15 protein-coding genes are annotated in these 23,789 nt (G+C 53.6%); 12 read left to right on the top strand and 3 right to left on the bottom strand.

Going from position 1 to position 23,789, the window contains the following annotated elements; genetic code table 11:
• Window positions 1-74 precede the first annotated feature (74 nt).
• Genes GT409_RS14660 through GT409_RS14650 form a run of 3 tightly spaced genes read left to right on the top strand, consistent with a single transcriptional unit; the run spans window position 75 to window position 3,049 of the window.
• Window positions 75-1,442 carry an oxidoreductase gene (locus tag GT409_RS14660; protein ID WP_160629802.1) on the top strand — a complete coding sequence of 456 codons (1,368 nt, stop codon included), beginning with the start codon at window positions 75-77 and terminating at the stop codon, window positions 1,440-1,442.
• Complete coding sequence (locus GT409_RS14655; RefSeq protein ID WP_160629801.1) at window positions 1,442-2,215, top strand: 3-ketoacyl-ACP reductase; 774 nt, start codon at window positions 1,442-1,444, stop codon at window positions 2,213-2,215. Before GT409_RS14660 ends, GT409_RS14655 begins: the two co-directional genes overlap by 1 nt.
• 18 nt (window positions 2,216-2,233) lie before the next feature.
• Window positions 2,234-3,049 carry an alpha/beta hydrolase gene (locus GT409_RS14650; protein ID WP_160629800.1) on the top strand — a complete coding sequence of 272 codons (816 nt, stop codon included), beginning with the start codon at window positions 2,234-2,236 and terminating at the stop codon, window positions 3,047-3,049.
• Window positions 3,050-3,192: 143 nt separating this feature from the next.
• Here the strand turns inward: GT409_RS14650 and GT409_RS14645 are convergent, their stop codons facing one another.
• From GT409_RS14645 to GT409_RS14635, 3 genes are all read right to left on the bottom strand, one after another.
• The gene (locus tag GT409_RS14645; protein ID WP_160629799.1) at window positions 3,193-4,212 is read right to left on the bottom strand and encodes a LacI family DNA-binding transcriptional regulator; all 1,020 of its coding nucleotides are present in this window, start codon (window positions 4,210-4,212) and stop codon (window positions 3,193-3,195) included.
• Window positions 4,213-4,272: 60 nt separating this feature from the next.
• Window positions 4,273-5,094 carry a DUF1961 family protein gene (locus GT409_RS14640; protein ID WP_160629798.1) on the bottom strand — a complete coding sequence of 274 codons (822 nt, stop codon included), beginning with the start codon at window positions 5,092-5,094 and terminating at the stop codon, window positions 4,273-4,275.
• Window positions 5,095-5,168: 74 nt separating this feature from the next.
• Window positions 5,169-7,787, bottom strand: coding sequence for a hypothetical protein (locus GT409_RS14635; RefSeq protein WP_160629797.1), 2,619 nt, complete (start codon window positions 7,785-7,787; stop codon window positions 5,169-5,171).
• A 276-nt stretch (window positions 7,788-8,063) separates the two neighbouring features.
• Between GT409_RS14635 and GT409_RS14630 the strand changes: the two genes are divergently transcribed.
• From GT409_RS14630 to GT409_RS14590, 9 genes are all read left to right on the top strand, one after another.
• Window positions 8,064-11,267: a hypothetical protein gene (locus tag GT409_RS14630; RefSeq protein WP_160629796.1), complete on the top strand. Its 3,204-nt coding sequence runs from the start codon at window positions 8,064-8,066 to the stop codon at window positions 11,265-11,267.
• 117 nt (window positions 11,268-11,384) lie between these two features.
• Entirely contained in the window at window positions 11,385-13,616 is a 2,232-nt protein-coding gene (locus GT409_RS14625; protein WP_160629795.1) for a sodium:solute symporter, read from the top strand.
• Window positions 13,606-14,844: a Gfo/Idh/MocA family protein gene (locus GT409_RS14620; RefSeq protein WP_160629794.1), complete on the top strand. Its 1,239-nt coding sequence runs from the start codon at window positions 13,606-13,608 to the stop codon at window positions 14,842-14,844. Before GT409_RS14625 ends, GT409_RS14620 begins: the two co-directional genes overlap by 11 nt.
• Window positions 14,845-14,879: 35 nt before the next feature.
• Complete coding sequence (locus GT409_RS14615; protein ID WP_160629793.1) at window positions 14,880-16,856, top strand: hypothetical protein; 1,977 nt, start codon at window positions 14,880-14,882, stop codon at window positions 16,854-16,856.
• Between the two features lie 21 nt (window positions 16,857-16,877).
• A complete protein-coding gene (locus tag GT409_RS14610; protein ID WP_160629792.1) occupies window positions 16,878-17,594 on the top strand; it encodes a hypothetical protein in 717 nt (238 codons plus the stop codon).
• Window positions 17,595-17,695: 101 nt separating this feature from the next.
• Complete coding sequence (locus GT409_RS14605) at window positions 17,696-21,064, top strand: hypothetical protein (RefSeq protein WP_160629791.1); 3,369 nt, start codon at window positions 17,696-17,698, stop codon at window positions 21,062-21,064.
• Window positions 21,065-21,176: 112 nt separating this feature from the next.
• Window positions 21,177-22,226: a Gfo/Idh/MocA family protein gene (locus GT409_RS14600; protein ID WP_160629790.1), complete on the top strand. Its 1,050-nt coding sequence runs from the start codon at window positions 21,177-21,179 to the stop codon at window positions 22,224-22,226.
• A gap of 10 nt (window positions 22,227-22,236) precedes the next feature.
• Entirely contained in the window at window positions 22,237-22,875 is a 639-nt protein-coding gene (locus tag GT409_RS14595; RefSeq protein WP_160629789.1) for an SGNH/GDSL hydrolase family protein, read from the top strand.
• Window positions 22,876-22,967: 92 nt separating this feature from the next.
• Entirely contained in the window at window positions 22,968-23,729 is a 762-nt protein-coding gene (locus GT409_RS14590; RefSeq protein ID WP_160629788.1) for a hypothetical protein, read from the top strand.
• The last annotated feature ends 60 nt before the right edge of the window (window positions 23,730-23,789 follow it).

Raw genomic sequence — 23,789 nt, 5'->3', positions numbered from 1 at the left:
CGCGCCCGTTACTGATTGCCTGAGCAGCGAATCAAACAGCCATTAACCGATAACTTTGAACTGATAACTCACCGATGACCGATTTCAGACGATTTGACTTAAAGACCTATGATGATCTCCGCGGGGACCTGGATGCCTTGAACCTGGAACTGCCGATCTCAGAGAACCTGGATGTTCTGGCAGAAAAGGTGAATGTTGGCGGCCATGTTCTGCCGAACCGTTTTGTGATCCAGCCGATGGAAGGCGTCGATGGCAATCCGGTTACCGGTGCACCGACCGAACTGACGGATCGGCGTTATCGCCGTTTCGCAGAAGGCGGCAGCGGGCTGATCTGGGCGGAGGCCGTTTCTGTAGTTCCTGACGGATGCTCCAATGCCAAGCAGATGCGCATTACGGAAGAGAATCTCGATTCATATAAAAAGCTGGTCGATGACACCAAGACGGCAGCTCGGAACGCATTCGGCCATGAGCTCCGGTTTGTGGTGCAGTTGACGCACTCCGGTCGTTTCAGTCGTCCGGGAGGTGTGGTGAAGCCGCTGAAAGTGCAGCATAATCCGTTTTTGGATGAAAAACTCGGAATGACGGATATCGAACCGGTTTCCGATGATTATCTGGATCACCTGCAGGATGACTTTGTAAAAGCGGCTCAGCTGGCTGCGCGGGCCGGATTTGATGGCGTGGACATGAAGGCCGTTCATGGCTATCTGATCGCAGAGCTGCTGGGGGCGCATACCCGGGAAGGAAAATATGGCGGTTCCTATGAAAACCGCACCCGTTTCCTGCGCGAAACCGCGCAGCGCATGATGGATGAGCTTCCGGAATCGACGTTTGTCACATCCCGCACCACGGTGCTGGAACCCTGTCCGTATCCGTACGGTTGGGGGGTGCTTCCAGAGATCGGAAAAAACTGGGAAGTGGATCTGACGGAACCGAAGCGGTTGATGAAAGAATGTTTCGAAATGGGCATGCCGATGTTTAATGTGTCCGTCGGATTCCCACGTTTCCAGCCGTATATGAATCGTCCGCACGACAACTCGCTGGTCGGGGAGGGCAATCCTCCCGAATATCCGCTGGTCGGAGTTGCCCGCTTTCAGCAGACCGTGCGTGACATGCAGAAGAGCCTGCCGGAATGTCCGGTTCCGACTGCTGGGCTGGCGTGGCTGCGCCATCTGCTTCCGCAGGTTGCGGCAGGACTGATTGAGGAAGGATGGTGCTCGCTGATTGGAATGGGGCGTGGGGCTTTCGCGTATCCTGACCTGGTTCGGGATATTTTAGAAAAGGGGGTGATGGCTCCTGAGAAATGCTGCACGACCTGCTCAATGTGCACCCAGATTATGAAGGACGGCGTCGGTTGCGGCGGTTGTGTCATTCGAGACAAAGAAATTTATGGTCCGGAGTTGAAGAAGGGTCGTCTTGCGGCCAAAGAGAAAGGATTAGCGTGATGAAAAAAGTGGCTTTGGTAACCGGCGGCGGCCGGGGAATCGGACTTGGGATTTCTGAAAAACTCGCTGCAGATGGATATAATCTTGTTCTAAGTGGACGCTCTGATGTGTCCAAAGTGGCAGATGCTGTCCAGACTCTGGAAAAAGCGGGAGCGGAAGTTCTCTATTGTTCCGGAGATGTTTCTTCAGCGGAAGATCGCACGGCAATGCTTGCTGCCATTAAAGAAAAATTCGGTCGTCTCGATGTGCTGGTCAATAACGCCGGTGTTGCTCCGAATGTCCGGGCCGATATCCTTGAAGCGGGCGAGGAAAGTTTTGATCGTCTGATCAGTATTAACCTGAAAGGACCGTATTTTTTAACACAGGCGGTCGCCAACTGGATGATCGAACAGAAGCAGGCCGATGATTCATTTGGGGGTTGCATTATTAATGTCAGTTCCTGTTCGGCAACGGTCGTCTCGGTGAATCGCGGAGACTACTGTCTTTCGAAGGCAGGAGTGGCAATGGCTACACAGCTTTTTGCCGCCCGGCTCGGAGAGTTCAGCATCCCGGTCTATGAAATTCGACCGGGCATTATTCAGACCGATATGACGGCCGGTGTAACCGGAAAATATGATCACCTCATTTATGAAACCGACCTTCTCGTTTTGAAACGCTGGGGGCTCCCGGAAGATGTTGGAAAAGCCGCCGCAGCTATGGCTCGCGGAGATATCCCGTACTCAACCGGACAGGTTGTAGACATCGACGGCGGTCTCACGATGTGTCGGTTGTAATAATTTAAATGGTGCGTGATGAAAAATATACTGTTTTGGAAAAATGAGCGTTCGGATAGATCGGCAGAGGAATTAATGGCGGACAATATTCCGCATCTGATTCCGTTTGTTCAGAAAGAGACTGGAGATCCTTATTCCTGTGTGATTGTGCTTCCCGGAGGTGGGTATGAGGGCCTTTCCAGGCAGGAGGCCAATCCGGTCGCGGGCTGGCTGAATGGGCTGGGGATCAGCGCCTTCGTGCTGCATTATTCCGTAGCTCCGGTCCATCATCCGAAGCCATACCATGATGTGCGGCGCGCGATCCAATGGGTGCGTGCTCATGCTGCTGAATTTAACATCGACCCGAAGCGCATCGGAGTGCTCGGCTTTTCCGCCGGTGGTCACTTGGCCGGATCGGCAGCCACCATGTGGGAAGATGATTCGTTGGCAATCGGTGACGAGCTGGATTCCGTTTCTGCCCGTCCGGATCTGGCGGTGATGTGCTATCCGGTTGTCACGGCAAACCCTGGAAGCTGCCACGAGGGCTCGGTTGTGAACCTGATGGGCGCGGATCCGTCGGAGGAAACCAGGGCGATGTTCAGCCTGGAAGACCGTGTTACGTCGGGAACGCCGCCGGTTTTTCTATGGCATACCGCAGATGATGAAGCCGTCCCGGTAGATAACAGTTTCCGGATGGCACAGGCGCTGGGAAAAAACAGTGTTGAATATGAGCTTCATATTTTCCCTGAAGGACGGCACGGTATGGGGCTTTGCAGTGTCGGTGATCGACGGAATGCTTATCTTGCGTACTGGTGCGAGTTGTGCGCCCAGTGGTTATTGCGACAGGGGTTTTGATCATTTGGAGTCCAATTCCGGCAGTTGCTTTTTTTGCATGCAGATGGAGTCATGCCGGTTTCTCGTCGGAAGAGTTTCGTGATCTGGGTATGTTATGTTTCCGTTCCGGAAACTGTTTTAGCTGTTAAGCGCTATATTGAAGGTTAGGCAGGAATCAGAAGCTGAGGTTTCAGTGCGCAGGTAATCTGCGGCATGTCGGGGTTTTTAACTCGTTGCAGGAGCATTTCGACGGCTTGTTTCCCGATATCCCGGCTGAAAATCTGGATCGTGGCAGGCATCGGGTCAAGATGATGTCCGTAGCAGATGTCCGCTTCGCCGGCAATCAGAAGCAGATCTTTCATGGGGATTATGTTTTGTTTCAGCAGTTCTGCATGGATGTAAGGCCCCAGTTCGTTGGTGACAAAGATGCCATCCGGCCGCGGGTTCAGCTGGGCGAAGTTTTCAACGAGCCTGGCGGCAGCAGCCGCTCGTGCCGGAAGAGGGTTGGCTGTTTCGTCCGGTTCGGGCTGGGTAAGTCGACAGCAGGAAGTTCCGCTGCGCTCGGCAGAGCTCTGGAAGCTGTCGGCGCGCATGGTTGCGTAGAGGTTTTTGGATGTCTTTACCGTGTAGGTCATACAGCAAAGGTTTCGGCATCCCTGCTGGATCATCCAGTCGCAGGAGAGTTCTCCAGCCAGGCTGTGGTCGGGCTGGATACGGTCTCCAAAGTCGAACGATCCTTGTTTGAGCAGCCATATAACTGGGTGTTTTTTGAGGTGTTTGCAAATAGCCGGAGACGGTTTTGAGCCGTGAATAAAAACGCCGTCAAATTTTCCGTTAAGCAGGGCGGTGGGGATTTCGTCGTTTCCGTTGAGGTGGGCAACGGTCAGTGTCGCCCCCAGTTGCTGCAGCGCTTCGGTGATCCCCTGCATCATGTTTTGGCCGGTCAGCGTCTGTTCGTAGTATTTTCCGGTATTCCACACCATGACCACATTGTTGTGACTTAACCCCGAACTTGTGCTTCCTGCGGTCCGCCGTCTGCGGTTTGCCGGGTCATAGCCGGTTTCTTTAAAAGCTTGCAGGATTTTCTTTCTGGCCTCTTTGCTGACGAATCCGTTTTCATTGATCAGGCGGGAGACGGTGGCGGTGGAGACGCCGGCTTTTTTAGCTACTTCTCTAATTGTCATATTTGCTGCTCTGTAATAAAGAGATGAATCATGTGTATGTTACATGACGCCCCGGCGATGTCAATGAGCAGGCTTTTGTTTTGGGATGCTGATGCGGATGTTTTTATAGCGTGAGGAGCGAGTGAACATATGACGCAGTCCAATGCGTCCTTCCGTGATGGCAGGCAGCTTTGGGTTGGTCATGTGGCAATAGGTTGTCTGCTCCGCATTTTCAATTTTCATGAACAGTGCGCGCTCTTTTTTGATGACGGTGATTTTGTGCGGAACGCCTTTTTTGAAAAGCCCTTCGGGGTAATAGTCCGGTTCGAGATCGGATCCTTCGAGTCCGGTGGCGTTGGGTATGTAGCGCCGTGCGCGGATGTAGCTGGTGGAGTCTTCGTCGTTGGGGAAGGCGGCATAGCTGATGTGGTAGGTATTCATGTGGTCGAAATACATCCGCATCGCGGGTACGCGGCGCAGATCGTTCCATTTTATGATGTCTTCCACATACGGTTCTTCGCCGCTGCCGGTGGCCTGGATGTAGAGAATATTGACGCAGCGGGTTTCATCGTCGAGTCGCGTGTAGTCGTATTCAATCTTCAGGTCGCCCTCAAAAACCTCTTTGGTCCACAGCACCATGTGGTGGGCATCATTTTTAAACTCCGGACCGGCGGTCAGTTCCATGCCGTCCGGGCTGGTTGTGACTTTGCCGATTTCGCCGTCGAGAAACCACTGTTCGGTCCAGTCGCCGGTGCATGAGTCTGAAAAGATTTCTTTCCAGCATTCTCGGTTGGCTTGTTCGAATGCCGTTTGATCCGGAGAGACCGGGCTTTGAGTTTGGGTGGCGCATCCGACCAGAAAGAGACTGGTTGCCAGCAGAGTGATAACTTCAGGTGTTGTCATGGGTTGCTCCTTTAAATTTGGTTTTTTCGCAAAGTTCGCTATGCGGAATTTATGTTCTTGTGTGAGTTATATTTTTACTTCCAAAAGTTCCACCAAGGTTTCCTTGAAAAATCGAGGTCGAGGGTTTCTCCGCCGAATTCGATGCGGATTTTTCCGCTTTTGTACTTCGACTTCAGGGTCGGGCTGTCGAAGGTCATTGGGTAGCTGTAGTTGACCGGCTCGTTTCCAATGGTTGGAATCTGTACGGTGCCGCAGTTGAAGACCATCTCTTTCGCGTCTTTTCCGCAAGGGGTGTAGACGAGAATGTTGTCACCCGGCACAACCGTTTTATAGAGCGCGATCGGATTGTCGAGTACATCGGCCATGAATTCTTCCAGGGTCGGATAATCAATCCGGCGTCCCGCTTCGATGATGGTGGCGGTGTAGTTGTCCTCGTAGATCAGCATTGTTTTGTTTTCATTCCACTTATGGCAGTCGGTGCGCAGCTTGACGGTCGGGGCGTCGTCGGGCGCGTTAAAGAAGACCTGATTGCCGGTCGTCTTTTTCTTGTTTTCCTTTTCGTAGGCTTCGTCCCATAAGACTGGACGCACGGCGGCGTAGGCGTCGCCACTCTGCACAAAAATCCATCCGTCTTTTTCGATGCGTTTGTCCCATTCGTTGCCGAACCAGATGCCGACCGGCTGATTGTACTCAATGCTGTTTGGATACCAGTCCGGATGGATGGCATACCAGCGGCGCGACTGCTGAACGATCAGTGTGCGCTCGTGCTGTGCGGTGTGATACATCACTTCGAGGTCGTAGGGGCTTTTCTTGCCCTTTTCGTTGGGGCCGTCAGTGATGCCGACTGGAACGATGCGGCAGTGCGGATTCTGCGCAAAGGTCATGCCGTGCCAGCGGCCGCAGATGCTCAGATGAGAATGCGCGGTGAGCGGGTGGTCCATTTGTGTGCCGAGGGTGTAGTCGGGAGTGACATAGGTGTTTTTCAGCATGCGCGCTTCGGTGTCGACCACCAGGCTGCGTTCCGTGCCGAGCGGGCGGGGCATTTCATTCACTTCTTCGCCGATGCCGCGCGCTTTATAGGTGAAGCATCCCATGCCTTCGCGGTCGAGTGCCATTTTCCAGACGATGGATGGCAGCCGGTAGTCGTTGACGATGTTCCAGTACCACCACGGGCCGGCGTTGCCCGGACCGCCGAGGTGAAAGCCGATTAGATCCGCAGTGGCTTTGTCGTCGGGGCCGCCAACCTTGCTGTGATGACGGGTTTTGGGGCCGCCGCGCACGCCGGAAATCGAAACCTGAGCCCACTCCGCCCAATAGAGTGTAAGGAAGTTGTCGAGCATGGAACGTAACCCATCGTCGCCGCAATAGTGCTGGGCGAGGTCGAACATATTGAGCGTGTGCTTGCTGTATCCGTAGGATCCGTATTCCAGAAAGAAACCGCGTTCGGCGCGTTCGCGGAAGTATGTTTTAAAATAGGCCAGCCACGCTTCGTAATGGTCTGCGGCGTTGTGTTTTTTTTCGTCGGACAAATTGGCACGCCCGCCGTGGTGGCGAGTTTTTTCATCAACGCCGGGTCCGTAGTAACCTGCGTGTCCGTAGTGATAGCTGCCTCCGAATCCGTAGTCGGGATAGATGCGGTCTTTGTAGTCCGGCTCATTCATAAAAATGTGCGAAGTAACCAGGTTGCAGGCCTTGGCGTTGAGGTCGTGGTTTTCGCTGCCGTCCAGATACCAGGTGCTTTGGCGTGCCCAGTGAATATCGTTCTTGGAAGAGGTGCGGCTCCACAGCGTTTTGAGCAGCAGCTTTTCTGTTTCGGGCGTCATGCGGCCCGGGAATTTTCCGCAGCGGTTGGAAAACATGTAGTAGAAGCGGCAATAGAGCGGGGTGTGCAGCAGGCTCCATACGTTGGCTTCCGAGCTTTGTTTCAGCTCATCGGTCAATATTTGGTTGGCGGTTTCGAGATCTTCGTTGAGCATCATTTTTGCAAACGCGGCGACCGGCGCGTAGAGACCGCCGTTTTCATTGTCGGCGGCCGTCTTGAGTGCGGTTTCCATGCGCAATGTGCGGCTTATCTCGGCCTCGGCCATGCGCTGGACGACAGTTTTATCGGTTACGCCGGTCACGTCTTTGTCGTTTTTGAAACGGATGCCGTCAAAGTGAACGAGGGCTTCCTTGTCGAGTTTGGCATCGAACTCACACAGCTTCACCTGGGTCCAGTCAAAGCCGTTTGCGGCCTTCAGTTCACTCAGCGGCAGTGTCAGTTCCTGCCAGTCGCCGGTAATGCCGTTCAGTTCTCCGACGGCTTCCAGGTTTTGGAAGTCAACCAGTGTAATTCTCCAGGGGGCGGAAAAATCAGTGTTCTCCGCTTTGATCCACATTGTTAAGCTGGCTTCAGGAGAAAGCGTCCATTTTTCGTTCCATAGGCCGGCGAAAAAGCCGAAGCGTTTCGGCATACCGGCTTTGGCGGGGGAGTAGGCGATGCTCAGGTCGCCGACTTTATGATCGGCATGATCGAGTGAAAAACCGCGCGGTTTAAACTCCGCTGCCCGGTGTGCGCTCAGCATGACGTCGAGTGGGCGCGCAGGTCTGGCGGTGTTGAACAGGCGAATTTCCTCGTCCCAGAAATCGAGCGGTTTATCGCCGAGGCAGTGCGCCGCGGCGCAGAGTGTTGCAATCAGCAAAATGTGTTTCATGGGGCTCCCGGTTTTCGTTAAATATGTATGTTACATATGTTGTTTTGTTGCGTGAAACTTGTCAAGTTGGATTGTTTGTTTTGTTGGGGCGGGTTCTGTTTGATCATGTTTCTTATCGATTTTTTGGCCTTTGTGATGCCTCAGATGATGATCAGCAGGAATGTATGTTGACATGTTTGTTTCATGTAGTACCATGTGGCTCTTGCGTCGGTCTGTTGCGCCATTAATGGTCAGGAGCTCCGATGTATTGGAATGAGAGATAGAAAGGAGATGGTTATGAAGAGCATGTTCAGTAAATGGTTCGCGGCCTTGATTGCTGTGTTGTGTACATTCAGTGCATCGGCACAGATCGTCGTGAGCGGCAGTGCGGATCACTATCAATCGTCGAATCTGGATTCGAACACGATTTCGGCCTTTGAAACGGCTGCAGGAAACAACCGGAAGCTGGTTTTGGTTGCAACCTGGGAAGGGAACGCGATTGGCATTACAAACATTTCATATGGGAGCCAGACTTTTTCGGAAGCCTATTCTGTAGCAAACAGTCATCGCATGGTTTCGATTTGGTATTTAGATGCCCCGGATATCGGCACACAGGACATCGTCGCTCAATGGAACGGTGCTGATACAACTCGAATAGGCGTTCTTAGTCTGCAAAACGCGGCACCGGGCGGTCCGTTACTCACTGATTCAGAGGCTGATTCTTTGTCGATTGATGTGACTACGACCGTGTCAAATACGTTCGTTCTGGGTGTATACAACGAAAACAATGGCGGGATCGCAGTCAGCTCCACATCTTTTTCAAATATTCTTTATACGGGAGCCAGCGGCTCCTGCGAAGTTCTTGCGGGTTATCATAACGAAGCGTCTCCCGGCCTGAAGAGCTACAGTTTCACTGCGGATACCTATCAGTGCATTATTGGAGTTGTCGGATTCCAGGAAGCTCCGCCATCCAGCACCCTCGCGGTCGATTTTGGCGGTGATTATCGGGATAGTAACGTTTCCCTTGATGAGACGCTGGATTATGAAACAGGCGACTTTGATTTTGGAACGGCAGGTGAGGATCGCCGGGGATACCGCGATATCAGCAGTGCATTTTACACCATTGTTCCGTCCGGAGGCACAGGAGCACCCGGCGATACCAAAACCTTTTATGCTGGTGCTCAGATTGCAAACTTTGGATCGCTGACGGATTCGGCATTGGGCTTGTACCGCTATAGTGCCAGTGCAGACTCCCTTCAGGTTACCAGCGATGTGGGAACATCCAATATGGGGCTGGTGTTCACTCCATATGTGAAGAAGGTAGATTTTCTCAGTGGCCTGAATGACAATTCATACGTCCTTTCGTTCGAAAATACGGCGGATTCGGTTTCATTCACACTTCAACAGTTTGCGGAAGGTGATACCGCGCGTGTACTGGTGCAGAGTGGCTCGGATTGGTATGTGTCTGGTTCCGGACTGGTGAATGAGAATGCGGGAGCTGTCAGCTTCAACGGCTATGCTGAAACATGGTACCCTTATAACCCTGCAATCAATCTGTTCCTCAATACGTCCAGCCTCGGTTCCGGCGTGGCCGGTTCTGAGTTGACGGATATTCAGGCTTTCGGAGTTCTGATGCAGGGGTTGCACTTCAACGGAACCAGCCAGCACGCGGCCAACTTCCAGATTACAGAGATGTCGGCCAATATGGTTCAATCCGAGGCTCCTTCAACAAAGGCGATTGATTTCGGCGGTGACTATAACGATCTCAATCAGACAAGTAATGGCGAGTCGCTCACTGTGGCTTTGGGAGACTATGAGTTCGGTGTCAATGCCATTGACGATTATGCGGCCCAGCGTGAAATTACCGATGCATTTGTCACGATCGACAATGTGAACGGTCTGACCAATAAGACGATAACGTTTTTCGGTGGAGCGCAGTATGTTAATTTTGACAATGCAGTAACCGCCCCGGTTGTTGAGCAAATCAACTACAAATGGCGGGGAGCCTCCGATGCTCTTCAGATGGTGTTTGATGCGAATGCGACAGCCGATTCGGGGATGGCATTTGCTCCGTACGTGAAAAAGGCCAACTTTCTGAACGGATTTAATTCCGCCACCCAGACTCTCGGATTCGAGGATTCGGCAAGCTCGGTTGCGTTTGTTGTTGACGGTGATGCAGGCATGGCACGCGCTTTGGTGCAGGACGGTTCAGACTGGTATGTTTCGGCTGCGACGGTTGCCTCCGGAAGCTTTAATGTGAACGGCTATACTGAAACGTGGTATCCATACGATCCGTCTGAAAACCTGTTTTGCGATGAGAGTAATCTCGGTGCCGGGGTTGCCGGATCAACCCTGACTGATATTCAGGCTGCCGGCGTTTTGATGCAGCGGATGCATTTCGATGCCACCGCAAACCCTACCTTTAGGTTCGCTTCGATGGTGCTGAAAGTGGCTGAAACGGAACTTGCCACCGTCGACAGCCAGATCACTGACGACTTTAACCGCACGGGTACCGCATGGAGCTCCAATGGCGCGGACATTCGTTCTGACTGGGTGGTTCCGGGAACTAACCTGTGGCGAATCAACGGCAGTAAGCTGGAAGCGGGTGTCGCAAACAATACGTATGATACCCCGATCATATACAACACCTCTTTGCAGATCTCTTCTGCTGATGGCGCAAGCTTTACGATGAGTGCGGACGTCACTGCCGCGACCAACGAACAGTGGTGCGGAGTGGTATTCAATTACCAGAACCCATCCAACTACTGCCTGGCCCGTATCAAGACCGGAAATCCCAGCTATCATTACATTGCGGTGGTTGACGGTGCCAATGCGGACACGTCGCTCAACAATGCTTCGGCAAACTTTGACGCCAGAACGGCCTATACCTTCAGGGTGTCCGGTGCCGGAACGGGATATTCGATCGAAATCACAGAAGCTGGCAGCTCTACGGTGCTGAATCCTGAGACGGCATGGTCTCCGTCTGTTACGTTAAGCGACGGTTATGCCGGCCTGTTGGCCCCGGACAGCAATCTGGACCTCGAGGTGGTTCCGAATGTGATCTTCGACAACTTTGCTCTGACGGTTCGATTGCCGAAGGCTCCATCGACCTTTGAAGGCTGGATTGGCGAGTACAGCGTTGGCAGCCAGACCAATCTGCTGGACGACTTCGACGGCGACGGCATGGACAACCTGACCGAATACGCTCTCGGTGGGAATCCAGAAGCGGCAGATGTCGGATCCGTCCTGCCGCTGGCAGCGGTGGATTCCGACAGCGGACTGTTTGTTTATGTTTACGAGCGCCGTACGGATGCGACTGACCGCGGGCTGACTTATACGGTTAAAACCGATACGGATCTGTCCGCCAACACTTGGACGACCAACGGTGTATCAGAAACAGGTGTCGGTGTTTCCGCTGCCGGATTCGAGTCGGTTACCAATACGGTTTCGGCAGATTCGGATGCGAAGTTCCTGCGCCTGCAGGTTGAGAAGGCAGAGTAAGGAGAGTATTCCAACTTTTGGAAAAGCCCATGCGGTTTTTTCCAAAGGTTGGAAAATGTAAATAACTGTAGACGAGGCAGGAAGCCTCATAACCATTGAAGCCTCAGAAAAGAATACATGATGACCCAGTTTGCAAAAATTACGCTTTCATTGATACTGGCCTGTGCCGGTTTTTCCTTTGCGGAAACCTCCGACGGTTTTTTTGATTTTTCTTCGGCACCTGCTGAGGCTGTTGTGCAGAGCGGTTCCGGTGCTCTGGTTTTCCAGGGAGTGAAAATTCAGGACGGGGTCTATCGGATTGACGGTCAGAACGTTCTTCGTGTGGAGGGAGAGGAGTCCACCACGTTGCCGGATCTTCCGGCCGTATTGACCAATCCCGGTGCGACCGTTGCCGATGGGAACCTGTTTGTTGCAGGTGGATCGCAACTGTTTAAGCTGAACCTTTCCGATCTGCAGTCCGGGTGGTCTGAGTGTTCTTCGCTGCCGGAGCCTGCTGTTGGTAAACCGGTGCTTGTCGGCCTGAACGGTGCGCTGTATGTGAGCGGAACGGGTGAGTTCGGGGCAGGGGCGTTTTCCTATAACCCGGTTCGCGATGAATGGATAATACTCAGCCCGGCTCCCGAAGACCTGAGCGGCTTTGTTGCTGCCGCCTGCGGCAATGAACACCTGCTTTATTTTAATGCCAATAAAGTCGATGACCGCATTCTGGCTTATTATCGTGTGACCGGTTCATGGGTTGAGCTGGACCGTCTTCCGCAGGCTGTTCTGCCGATCGGTGTGGCGTCAGTCGGGACGGAGTTTTTTCTCTTTTGTGAAGACTCTGTTGTATCCGGGAAAGCGAAGCTGCATCCGACCAAGTATGGGTGGGTCGACCATTTTGTCGTGGCGATTCTGGTTGTCTCGCTGGTGATGGTCGGGGTTGTTTTTTCGAAAAAAGAAAAATCGAGCGGTGACTATTTTCGCGCCGGCCAGCGGGTTCCGTGGTGGGCGGCGGGCCTCAGCCTGTTTGCCAGCGGGGCAAGCGCCATCAGCCTGATGGCCATGCCGGGCAAGGCTTTCGCCGGCAACTGGATCTATTTTTCGATTTCCATTTTTATTGTTATCGTTCAACTGCCGCTGATGCTGCTGGTTTATGTTCCGCTCATTCGCCGGTTGAATATCGCAACGGCCAATGACTATCTCGAGCGACGCTATGGCGTGCCGATCCGTATGCTCGGTTTTGTTATTTATTCGCTCAACCAGATGCTGGGGCGCATGGCCGCGATCCTGCTGCTTCCCTCGATTGCACTCAGCGCCATCTTCGGCCTGCCGATGGAGCAGAGCATTCTGATTATGGGTGTGGTCGCAACCATTTATGTGACACTCGGCGGGCTTGAGGCCGTCATTTGGACTGACGTCTTGCAGGCAACGGTGATGCTGCTGGCGGTGCTAACCTGTTGTGCCTGGGCTTTCTTCACTCTGGACCTTTCAATGCCTGCCGCCCGCGAGGCGCTGGCCGGCATGAACAAGCTGCAGATGTTCGATTTCAGTTTCGATTGGACCGCGCCGGTTTTCCTGATTCTGTTCACCAATGTGATTTCCCTGACCTTCGGGCTGATCGGCGACCAAACCTTTATTCAGCGCATTCAGTGCACACCGGACGAAAAGGAATCGCGCAAAACCATCATTACGCAGCTGGCCGTGGCTGTGCCAATGAATGTTGTCCTGTTCGCGCTGGGAACCCTGCTGTTCCTCTTCTACAAAACGCGTCCGGAAGTGCTCAGTCCGGCACTCAAGTCCGACGGGATTTTCCCGTTCTTTGCCGCGCAGAACCTTCCGCCCGGCATGGCGGGCTTTGTGGTTGCAGCGTTGCTGGCCGCCACCATGTCCACCGTTTCCGGCGCCATCAACAGTGTGGCCAACCTCGGGGTGGAGGATGTTTATCGCCGCTTCTTTCCCAAGGCGACAGATCATAAATGCCTGATTCTCGGGCGTACGCTGACGATCAGCCTCGGGGGTTTCGGGACGGGCGCGGCGCTGCTGCTGGCGCGCACCAGCCTGCTGTCGGTCTGGGATCTTGCCCTGATGATTACCGGCATGATCCTTGCGCCGATTACCGGAATTTTTGTGCTGGGGATTTTCACCCGTCGCGCCAACAGCGTCGGCGCCTGGGTCGGAACCATCGCTTCGATTGCAGCAAATTATTACGCCAAGTTTTATATGAACCTGCATGCGTTGGCCTACCTCACGGTCGGCGTGTTCACCTGCATCGTCGTCGGGTATCTGGCCAGTCTGCTTTACCGAAAATCCAATAAAAACCTCGACGGTCTGACCGTCTATACCCTTTTGGAGAAACAGAATGATAAATGATCCTGTCAAAATCGGAGTGATCGGCTGCGGCGGCTATGCCTACCAGCTGATCATTCGAATTCAAACCACTCCGTTGTACGGAAAAATTACGGCGGTAACTTCGCGCGATCTCGACAGTGATGGTGCGAACTACTGTCGAGCGCATGGAATCAAGGTGTTTCAGACGGTTGGTGAACTGCTCGAATACGGTGATTTCGAGGCGGTGATAAACCCGACACCCATTCATCTGCATGCCGGCATTACCAAGCAGTGTCTGGCCGCCGGATTCCCGGTCTGGATGGAAAAGCCGCCGGTTGCCACCGTTCAGGAACTGGATGACCTCAATACGGCGGCACTGGTCACCGGACTTCCGGTTGCGGTCTGCTTTAACTCGCTCTTTTCCTTTCGCGCCCAGCAGCTCAAGGCCGAACTGGTCGCAGGGAAATACGGAAAGATCAAACGCATCAAGTCGCGGGGTGCATGGGTGCGGACCAACGCCTATTTCAGCCGCAACGGGTGGGCCGGTTCCTTGAAGAAAAACGGACGCTGGATTCTGGACGGAGACATCAATAACCCGTTTGCCCATGTGGTCTGCAATGGACTTTTCTTTGCCGGAAGCTCTCAGAATGAGCTCGCAAATCCGGCGTCGGTGCAGGCCGAGCTCTACCGTGCCAACCGGATTGAGAGCGAAGACACCAGCGCCATTCGCATCATTACTGATGAGGGGCTGGAGATTCTTTCGTGGCTGACGCTGGCGTGCAGGGACGAGTCCAATCCAGATACCGTTATTGAAACCGAACAGGCAGTGATTCGCTTCATCAACCTGCAGGAAGTCGAGATTACGTTTAATGATGGAACGGTGGAATACCGCGAAAGCTTCAAGGAAAACCGTCTCGAGATGATCGAACACCTTTGCCGTACATTGCGCAGTAATGAGGATCTTATCTGTTCGCTGGCGGATACTCGCCCGTTTACGCTGACCGTCAACGCCGCCTTTGATTCGGCTGAAACCATCAGCACGATTCCGCCTGAAGCACTGGATTGCGTAACTGTCCGTGGCGACGAAACGCAGGTTGCGATTGCCGGCATGGGGGAAATCCTGAAGGAGGCATTTGAGTCGAACTCGCTTTTTTCCGAAATCGGTGTCCCGTGGGTGCGCGCCAGTGAACCGTTTTATACAGATGGCTACACGCAGTTTCCCGTTCGCTTTCAGGCGGAAGTGCCGTCAGAAGAATTGGTTTCTGTTTAAGCCGAATTGTTCACCACAAAACACACCCAATTCACATGATGAAAAGTAATATGTACGACAACAGGCTGACTGATTTGGCGAAAAAATCCCGGCAATCCTGTAATCCTGTCCAAAAAACAGCAATCGCAGGGTTGGCTCTGTTCGGCCTGTTAATTGTTTCGTCTCCGGCAGAAGCGATTCAGCAGGTGCTGGAGCAAACTGCTGCACGGCAGGAGCGCGTGCTGCGTTCTTTGCTGAGCAATCCGTATCCACCAAAGAACAGTTCCGGTGGCCCCGGGTTGTGGTATTACGAAAACTTTGCGTTGGCGGCGTACGGATTGAATGAAAAAACGGAAGAGGCAGATGCCGGGCTGCTGACACTTCAACGCGATCTTTTCCCCGCGGCAAATGCTCATTTTGAAGCGGGGGCAATGCATTGGCATGCTTATCTTCAGGAGCGGATTTACTGGCTCTATTCGAGTCGCAGCAAGCATCATCCCGGCCGCATGAGTGTTGCTGCGGAAAATGCAATTCTCGACATGCTGTGGGAGTGGGCCGCGCCGGTCTGTCGCAGGGAACTGGCTGATACGGAGAAGGTCTGGTGGATGTGGGGAAGCGAAAATCATCACCTGATGGCGTGGGTCAGTTTCTGGGGTGCCGCACAGATTTTTGAGGCGCATCCGGACTATAAAGACCGTCCGTATGCTGACGGTACAAAACCCGCTCAAATGGCTGCGGCGTTCGATACATATTTCAAAGAGTGGATTCGTGAGCGGGCGTCAAAGGGGCTGCTGGTTGAGGTCGCGTCGCCGACTTATTCCAAATATACGCTCAATACGTTGTATAACCTGTGCGACTTTGCCGACGATCCGGTGCTGAAAAAACGGGCCGATATGCTGCTCAATGTTTATTGGGCCGACTGGGCCATTGAACAGATCGACGGCGTGCGCGGCGGCAGTCGTCACCGGTGTTATACCGGCCGGGCATCCGTAGAGCAAAGTGGCGGAGCCGAAGCCGCATGGTTTCATTTTGGGGTCGGTGTCGAAGCGAGCAAGCATCCCGGAACCATTTGCGCCGCTACCACATTCTGGCGACCGCATCCGCTGGTGACCGAGCTGGCGCTTGGCGCCGAGGATCGCGGCGAGTATGCCGTTGTTTCCCGCCGCCCGGGACTTGCAGAGCAGGGTGAGCCGCAGAACTATATCGAAGATCCATCCCATCCGCTTTACGAAGCCAGAGGTATCAACCGCCTTGAGCCGCAGGGCGGAGGTTTGACGCGAACGTCATGGTGTACGCCTGACTTCGTGGCCGGGATGAGTGTGATCGAAGCGCGGCCTCAGAGCGACTGGTGGGCGGCCAGTGCTCAGAATCGTTGGAATGGTGTCATCTTCGCTGGCCATCCCACCGCGCGGGTTTTCACTCAGCGCGTGAAGCCGGACAAAGCGCGCAAGAGCGTTTATAACTCCGAGTGGGGCGTGCAGAACAAGGGGGTTATGATTCTTCAGCGTCTCAAGACCAGCGATGCCACCGGACAGATGATCTGGTTCGATCATTCCCTTAAACTCGTCGAAAAAGATGGCTGGGTGTTTGTGGAAGCACCACAGGCTTATTGCGCGGTTCGCATCGTCAAGGGCGGTGGCGAGTGGAAGGCTGATTCCGTCAAACAGCGTCGCGACGGAAAAGGTAAAGACGGCATGGGGAAATGGCTGGTGCTGAATAACGAATTTTCGCCGGTTATTATCGAAACGGTTCGCAAAAAATACTTTGCCGATTTTTCAAGCTTTCAGTCTGCAATTATGGCCAATGAATTTTCATGGGAGGGACAGATCGTTAGCTATCGCAGTGCATTTTATAACACTGTACTGACACTGCCTGTCGATGCTGGTGCTTCACCAACGGTGGATGGGGCCCTTGTCTGTTTTGCGCCCGGCTTTGTTTACAAGAGCCCGTACCTGAACGGGAAGTTCGGAAGCGGAATCGTAACGATTCAAAAAGGAGAGTCTTTGCTGACGCTCGATTTTAACGAGGAATAAGCCATAAAGGAGGATGCAGAAGTGAGCCCGAAATATATGAAAGCACTGTTGATTGCAGGAGTGGGAATGGTGTGTGGTGCAGGTGCAGCAACACTGGTGGTTACCACTGGCGATTGTGGTGATGGAACTCCCGGCAAAGGGGCTGACGGGTGGGTTAGCGAGAATTCTGAAAAATCTCTGAAGACCAAGCCGGGCACAGGGAAGATGTCGAAATTTGTAATGGTGCGTGCCAACGCAACCCGGCAGGACACCGGGTACTTTCGTTTTGATCTCTCCGATTTGAAAGGACGGAAAGTACAGTCTGCAACGTTCAAGCTTTATTTCATGGGCGACGACCGCGATCGGATGAGTGTGTTTGGTCTCAAGGATGGAGTGAAGGGAACGAACAGGGCCGGCGGTGAAGACGTAAACGATGCGGACGCGGATAAGCACGACGAGTTCTGGATAGAAAAACTGCTCGACCGGGAGAGTGCTCCCGGCATGCTGGAGCCTGATGGCGATTTGACGACTGTTGACTGGAATGAGGATGCCATTGTGTTTCTGGGTGAAATTTGCAATGGCGGCGAACCGGGTTTAGTTGAACTTACAAGCGCTGATGTAGCGCTTTTTGTCAACAACGACAGCAATGGCGTGGTTACTTTTATGATGCAGGGCGCACAGCACAGTTGTCGCTATGCATCGAAAGAGGATCCGGACGGCAATCCGCCGGCGACTCTTGAACTAATCCTTGCGAAGTAATTATGAGTAGCCACAGAAAACATAAAAAGCCACAGAAACGGGAGCTCTGTTTTCTTGTGTTTTTTTGTGCATTTTTGTGGCCGATCTTTTTGCCATGGGCCATGGAGTCATCGACGATTGATGATGTGCTGGAACAGACTCTTGCTCGGCAGGAGCAGGCGCTGATCCTTCAGGAGGCCAGTCCGTATCCGTCGACGGGAATGTGGCGGCATGAGGATTATGCACTGGCGGCATACTGGCTGAACACCAATAATGCGATTGCGGATGCTGGGCTGATTGCCTGCCAGACCAACGGGCTGTATCAGGAGCATGTTGACCTGAATAGTTTTCACTGGCATGCCTATCTGCTGGAGCGGATCTGGTTTTTGTATTCTGCGCAGAGCGATTTTTTCCCGATCCGCATGAGCGCGGCTGCTGAAGACGCGGTGCTCGAAATGCTGTGGGACTGGGCGGCTCCGATCTGTCGGATCGGCTTTGCCGATCCGGAAAAGGTTCATTTTTCATGGGAGAGCGAAAATCATCATGCTCAGGCTTGGGTGAGTTTTTGGGGCGCGGCGCAGATTTTTGAGCAGCATGCGGATTACATGAACCGCACGTATGCCGACGGTTCGACTCCTGCGCAGATGGCGGCGGCGTTTGATAACTATTTCAAGGCGTATGTCCGGGAGAAAACGCTGAAGGGACTGGCGATTGAGGTGGCGTCGCCGACCTATGCGAAATATACGCTGAACACGTGGCTGAATCTGGCGGACTTTGCGGATGACTCCGAACTGCAGGAAGCGGCCGCTGCGTTGCTGGATGTGTATTGGGCCGACTGGGCGCTGGAGCATCTGGACGGCGTGCGCGGCGGGAGCCGTCATCGCGCCTACTCAGGCAGTTCTTCCATTCTGCAAAGCGGAGCGGAGTCGCACTGCTGGTATTATTTTGGGGAGGGGCAGCCGTTGAGCAGGCACCCGGGGTCGATGTCTGCGATGACGACCTTCTGGCGGCCGTCGCGCGCGGTGGTCGGGCTGGTACTGGATAGAGAGGGCCGCGGCTGTTATGAATACACATCGCGCCGTCTGGGTCTGCGCGATTCTTCTCCGCTTCCGGAACCGCCTGCGCTGGCGGGAGGAACTTATAATGCGGTGGATCCCGCTGGCGGCAGCCTGCTGCGGACAACGTGGAGCACACCCGATTTTGTGATGGGGGTCAGTCAGGTTGCGGCACGGCCTGCAGATGACTGGTGGGCCGCCAGCAGTCAGAACCATTGGAACGGTGTGGTTTTCGGCGGGCATTCAACGGCGCGTATTTTTACGCAGCGGCCGTATCCGGGGAATCTAACCAGTGTGTACAATGCGGAGTGGGGCGTGCAGCATAAAGGCGCGATGATTCTGCAGCGCTTCACGCAGCACAAAAATGCGACCGGCCAGATGGTTTGGTTTGATCTTTCGCTGAGCCGTGAAGAAGTCGGCGGCTGGATTTTTTCGGAAGCGCCGCGGGCTTATGCCGCAGTTCGCATTGTGGATGGCGGCTGGACCTGGCAGCCGGATTCGACCAACCTGCAGCGTACGGTCACTTCGACCAATATTGGGGAGTGGGCTGTGCTCAACGATGAATATTCCCCGATCATTCTGGAGGTTGGGCGCAAGCAGGTCTATGGAAGCATGGCTGCGTTCCAATCCGAGATCCTTGCCAATTCGATTCGTTGGAACGGCACCCAGCTGGACTACACCAGCTCGGGTTACGATACGACGCTGACCCTGTTCGCCGACGAAAGTGCAACGCCGCGTGTCGACGGAGTGCCACTCAATTTCGAGCCGATAAAGTGTTATGATGCGCCGTACCTGCAGGGCGACTTTGAGGGAGGACCGCTTGTCATCAACTATGGCGGGGAACGCACCGTTCACGGAGTGGCGCCGTTTTTTGATGATGCCAATACAATTGCGCATTGGGATTTTGAGACGGCGTTTCCGGCCATTCATTCAGACAGCGTCGACAGCATTCAACAGATCGCGGACGGAAAATTCGGCAAGGCGGTCCGCTGCAATTTTGAGGCCGGCGATCAATATATGATGACGGCAGATGCCTGGCCGATCAGTCAGGGAACCTTTCGGTATCAGGGATGGATCCGTCTCAAATCAGGCGATACCGGCGGATATCTTTTCCATGTCTATGATCAGGTTTATCTCAGTGTGGATGCTGCAGAGGTGAGCTTTAAAATCAATCGTTCAGGCGACGCGGCTGATATGAGCGCCACCAATGTGATTGAGCTGGCGGCATCGATCAGTACGGGAAACGAATGGCAGTACATTGAGGCGGTCTACGATGGCGGGCGCATTAAACTGGTAACGGAAGAGGAAACTGTTTCTGCTCCCGGCATTGGAGTATTTGTTCCGAATGTGCGGACGGTTTATATCGGTTCGCGCAAAAACAGAAACAACTTTGTTGGCGATATGGATGAGGTGAAGATTTCTTCGTCCATTACCGAAACTTCCTTTATTCCCGAACCGGTTGTCGTGTCGGCAACTGCTCAGCACCTGCAGAAGTCTGATCCCGATCTGGCCAGCAATGCCCTGTCAGGCTTTTCGCCGGCGACCGGGCCGGATACAAAGCTGGTGGTGGCCGCAAGCTGGGAAAGCGGAGTCGCTGTAATTACCAATATAACCTACGGAGGACTGGCCTTTACCGAGGCCGTGACTCGGTTTGAAGGTCGAAATGCATCAATCTGGTATCTGGATGAGCCGGCTTTGTCCAATGCAAACGTCATTGTGCAGTTCAGCGCACCAACCGATTCAAGGATCGGTGTGCTGAGTCTTCAGAATGCAGCTGCAGGTGCCCCGGAAAAGACGGCTTCAACAGAGTTTTTAACCACGATCGGCTTAACAACTGCCGTGAAGAATTCCCTCGCTGTGGGGGTCTATACGGAAAATGGAAGCGCTGCTTTAAGTTCAGATTTTGCCAATACGCTTTATTCCGGCGACAGCGGCTCTTCGGTGGGCAATGCCGGGTTCCAGATTGAGACTGTTTCCGGAGCAAAAACCTACACTTGGGATGCCCCGGCCTATAGTTGTGCAGCGGTTGCCGCGAGTTTTTCACCAGCATCCTATATCCCTCCGATTGTGGCGGACGATGAGTCTGATAGCGATGCGGACGGGATGGCCGACGCATGGGAAATTCAGCTGTTCGGAAGCATGGGCGCAGCCGACGGAACGGCTGATTTCGACGGTGACGGTTTTTCCGTCGCACAGGAATTTGTCGCCGGAACCGATCCGTTTGATGCGGACTCTTATCTGAGAATTACCGGAGTGACCGATGAACTTCGCTGGAAATCGGTTCAGGGAAAACGTTACCGTGTTCTAACCACCACCAATCTGTCAGAAGGTGCGTGGATGGTGGAGGCCTCCGGTATTCCAGGAGGGTTTTCGGAAAGTTCGCATCCGGTTTCGAAGTCGAATGATGTAGTTTATTTCAAAGTGGAAGTGGAATGAAAAAATAGCTGGGATTTTTGTTTTTTTGCTGCGGCCATTTTTAAAGCTGCCGGTTGGCCAGTTCCGTCGCAGGGTGCCAGCAAATACAGTTTATTAAAAAGAAGGATTGTTTATGTCAGAAAAAAAAGAGGTTTCTGTTCTGCTTGCGGGCGGGTTTGGCCATGCGGTTTGGGTTTTTGATGAATGGATGCGCGACGATGCGCCGGTTCGTCTGGTCGGTGCTGTGCAGACATTGCCGGATGAAAAACTGGACGGGTTTCTTGCTCACCCGTGGGCGCAGAAATTTACGCCATCCATTTATCAGGAGCTGGAAGAGGCGCTGGCCGTCGAAAAGCCGGATCTGGTGGTGGTCAGCACCCGTCCGGATCTGAACCCCGATTTAATTGAAAAAAGCCTGCGCGCGGGTTGTCATGTGATTTCCGAAAAACCGCTGGCGGTGGATGAGGCCGGACTGCGTCGTCTGCATGCGGCGGTTCAGGAAACCGGAAGATACATTCTTCCAATGCTTGGAATGCATGAGGTGCCTGCGTTTGCGGAAGCTCGTGAATTGGTCGAGCAGGGGGTAATCGGTGAGCCGGTACTGCTCAACGCCCGCAAATCCTATCAGTGGGGCACGCGCGCCGACTGGTTTAAACAGCGTGAAACCTATGGCGGCATCTGGGGCTGGGTCGGCATTCATTCCTTCAATCATGCCGCGCACATCATCGGCCGCAATGCCGTTAAGGTACTGGCAGCGCAGGAGCAGAATTGCTTCCATCCCGAGTACGGCCCTGGCTGCTCTGACTGTTTGAGTGGTCTCTTCCTGCTGGAGGGCGGCGTGCAGATGACCGTAAGCATTGATCTGCTGCGGCCCGACGGGCAGAAAGCGTGGGGGGATGACTGGGTGCGCATCGTTGGCTCGGAAGGCAGTCTAGAAGCGAACCCTGAACTGGGCACTATCCGGCTTATTCGCAAAGGACATGACGAAGAGGTGCGAAACGTGACCGCGGTGGCCCCGTCGTTCTACACCGCCTTCCTCGATACGGTTGAAAACAATGCTGATTTCTCGCAGCTAACCGCTCTTGGCTTTCAACTGACCGACTCTGTCCTGATCGCCGAGCTTGCATCGATCAAAGGTTTTCGCGATCTTGACGTGAATCCTCGTCGTTGGGAACTGTCTTGAAGGAGAAGAGATGAGTAAGGAAAAAACGGTACTGTGTTTTGGTGATTCGAATACGTGGGGGGCATCGCCGATCGGTGGTGTGCGTTACGACCGGCAGACCCGTTGGCCGGGTATTTTGCAGCAGGAACTCGGGGACGGTTACTATGTCATCGAAGAAGGATTGCCGGGTCGCAATACGGTTTGGGACGATCCGGTCGAGGGCGGCAAAAACGGCCTGAAGCAGCTTGTGCCGCTCATTCATTCCCACATGCCGCTCGATCTGCTTATTATCATGCTGGGAACCAATGACTTTAAAAACCGCTTCAGCGTTTCGCCGATGGATATCAGCTGGAGCATCGGCCGACTCGTCAAAGCCGCGCGCGACAGCGGCAATCCATTCTTCGGCGAAGCTCCGGAAGTGCTGGTCATCTGTCCGCCGCCGCTGGTGGACCTGAGCCAAAGCCCGCTCGGAGGTATCTTTGTTGGAGCGGAAGAAAAATCACGGCAGCTTCCGTCTGTGCTGAAAACCTTCTGCGAAGAAAACAGCATTCGTCTGTTCAATGCCGGGGACGTCGTACAAACCAGTCCGGTTGACGGGGTTCACTGGGAGGCTGAAGAGCATCAGAAACTGGGCGTGGCTGTTGCCAAAGAAGTGCTGGATATTCTGTGATGATCAAGCAGGTTGTTGGATGCGGAATGCTGGCAGTTTTGTTGGCGGGGTGTGATCAGTCTCCGGCTGGTGCTGAACATGAGGAGAAGGATATGGCTGAAAATTCTGAAACTGTTGTAGAACGGGTTACGTTAACGGTTTCTGAAGGAAAACGACTGATTGCCAAAGGGCTTGCGCATTACGCCCCGGTTGTTGAAAAGCTGCAGCAGGGAACGATCATTATTTGTCGCGGCAGCTCAAATACCTATGTGGCAGAAGAATTGCTTCGAACCAACCTGACCCCTGGCGCATTTTTAACTGGACGCATTCAGCCGGCTGTGGCGACGCCGTTTAAAGTCGACGAACCGCTTGGTGAGATTGTTCTGAAAAATGGGGGCTGGCAACCGGAGATGAAATATTTGGACGGGCTGCGGTCAATGCAGTCCGACGATATCATTTTTAAAGGTGCCAATCTGGTTAACTATTCGGATCGAACAGCGGCTGTTTGCGTTGGTCATCCGACAGGCGGAACTATGGGAATGTTCCTGCCGTTCGTAGAAGAACAGGGCCTGCGGCTGATTATTCCGGTCGGACTGGAAAAACAAACCTCGCAGAATCTTGTAGAACTGGAAGAAAAAAGCCGGTCGGATCATGAGTTGAACAAAAAGGTGCCGTGGCTCAAGGTTTTGCCTGGTGAAATTTTTACAGAGATTGAGGCCATTCAGCAGTTTGCTGATGTCGATGTATACCAGATTGCTTCCGGCGGAATTTCCGGGGCAGAGGGCGCTGTGACGCTGGCGATCAAAGGGACTCCGTCAGAAGTGAAAAAAGCCTTGAATGCTGTCCAGGCGGTTTATGGTGAATCAGTATTTTGATTCATATTCAGCGGTATTGGCGCCTAAATTTATTGTCAGAGAAACTTTTATTCGCGATAG

Source organism: Tichowtungia aerotolerans (genome assembly GCF_009905215.1).
Taxonomy (GTDB): Bacteria; Verrucomicrobiota; Kiritimatiellia; order Kiritimatiellales; family Tichowtungiaceae; genus Tichowtungia; species Tichowtungia aerotolerans.
The sequence above is the reverse complement of the archived record's forward strand: the minus strand, read 5'-3'. Positions and strand labels throughout refer to the sequence as shown.

What these genes read in the sequence shown, in the direction of transcription:
- GT409_RS14660 (WP_160629802.1), top strand. Translation starts at nt 75, where the DNA reads ATGACCGATTTCAGACGATTTGACTTAAAGACCTATGATGATCTCCGC.
- GT409_RS14655 (WP_160629801.1), top strand. Translation starts at nt 1,442, where the DNA reads ATGAAAAAAGTGGCTTTGGTAACCGGCGGCGGCCGGGGAATCGGACTT.
- GT409_RS14650 (WP_160629800.1), top strand. Translation starts at nt 2,234, where the DNA reads ATGAAAAATATACTGTTTTGGAAAAATGAGCGTTCGGATAGATCGGCA.
- GT409_RS14645 (WP_160629799.1), bottom strand. Translation starts at nt 4,212, where the DNA reads ATGACAATTAGAGAAGTAGCTAAAAAAGCCGGCGTCTCCACCGCCACC.
- GT409_RS14640 (WP_160629798.1), bottom strand. Translation starts at nt 5,094, where the DNA reads ATGACAACACCTGAAGTTATCACTCTGCTGGCAACCAGTCTCTTTCTG.
- GT409_RS14635 (WP_160629797.1), bottom strand. Translation starts at nt 7,787, where the DNA reads ATGAAACACATTTTGCTGATTGCAACACTCTGCGCCGCGGCGCACTGC.
- GT409_RS14630 (WP_160629796.1), top strand. Translation starts at nt 8,064, where the DNA reads ATGAAGAGCATGTTCAGTAAATGGTTCGCGGCCTTGATTGCTGTGTTG.
- GT409_RS14625 (WP_160629795.1), top strand. Translation starts at nt 11,385, where the DNA reads ATGATGACCCAGTTTGCAAAAATTACGCTTTCATTGATACTGGCCTGT.
- GT409_RS14620 (WP_160629794.1), top strand. Translation starts at nt 13,606, where the DNA reads ATGATAAATGATCCTGTCAAAATCGGAGTGATCGGCTGCGGCGGCTAT.
- GT409_RS14615 (WP_160629793.1), top strand. Translation starts at nt 14,880, where the DNA reads ATGATGAAAAGTAATATGTACGACAACAGGCTGACTGATTTGGCGAAA.
- GT409_RS14605 (WP_160629791.1), top strand. Translation starts at nt 17,696, where the DNA reads ATGGAGTCATCGACGATTGATGATGTGCTGGAACAGACTCTTGCTCGG.
- GT409_RS14600 (WP_160629790.1), top strand. Translation starts at nt 21,177, where the DNA reads ATGTCAGAAAAAAAAGAGGTTTCTGTTCTGCTTGCGGGCGGGTTTGGC.
- GT409_RS14595 (WP_160629789.1), top strand. Translation starts at nt 22,237, where the DNA reads ATGAGTAAGGAAAAAACGGTACTGTGTTTTGGTGATTCGAATACGTGG.
- GT409_RS14590 (WP_160629788.1), top strand. Translation starts at nt 22,968, where the DNA reads ATGGCTGAAAATTCTGAAACTGTTGTAGAACGGGTTACGTTAACGGTT.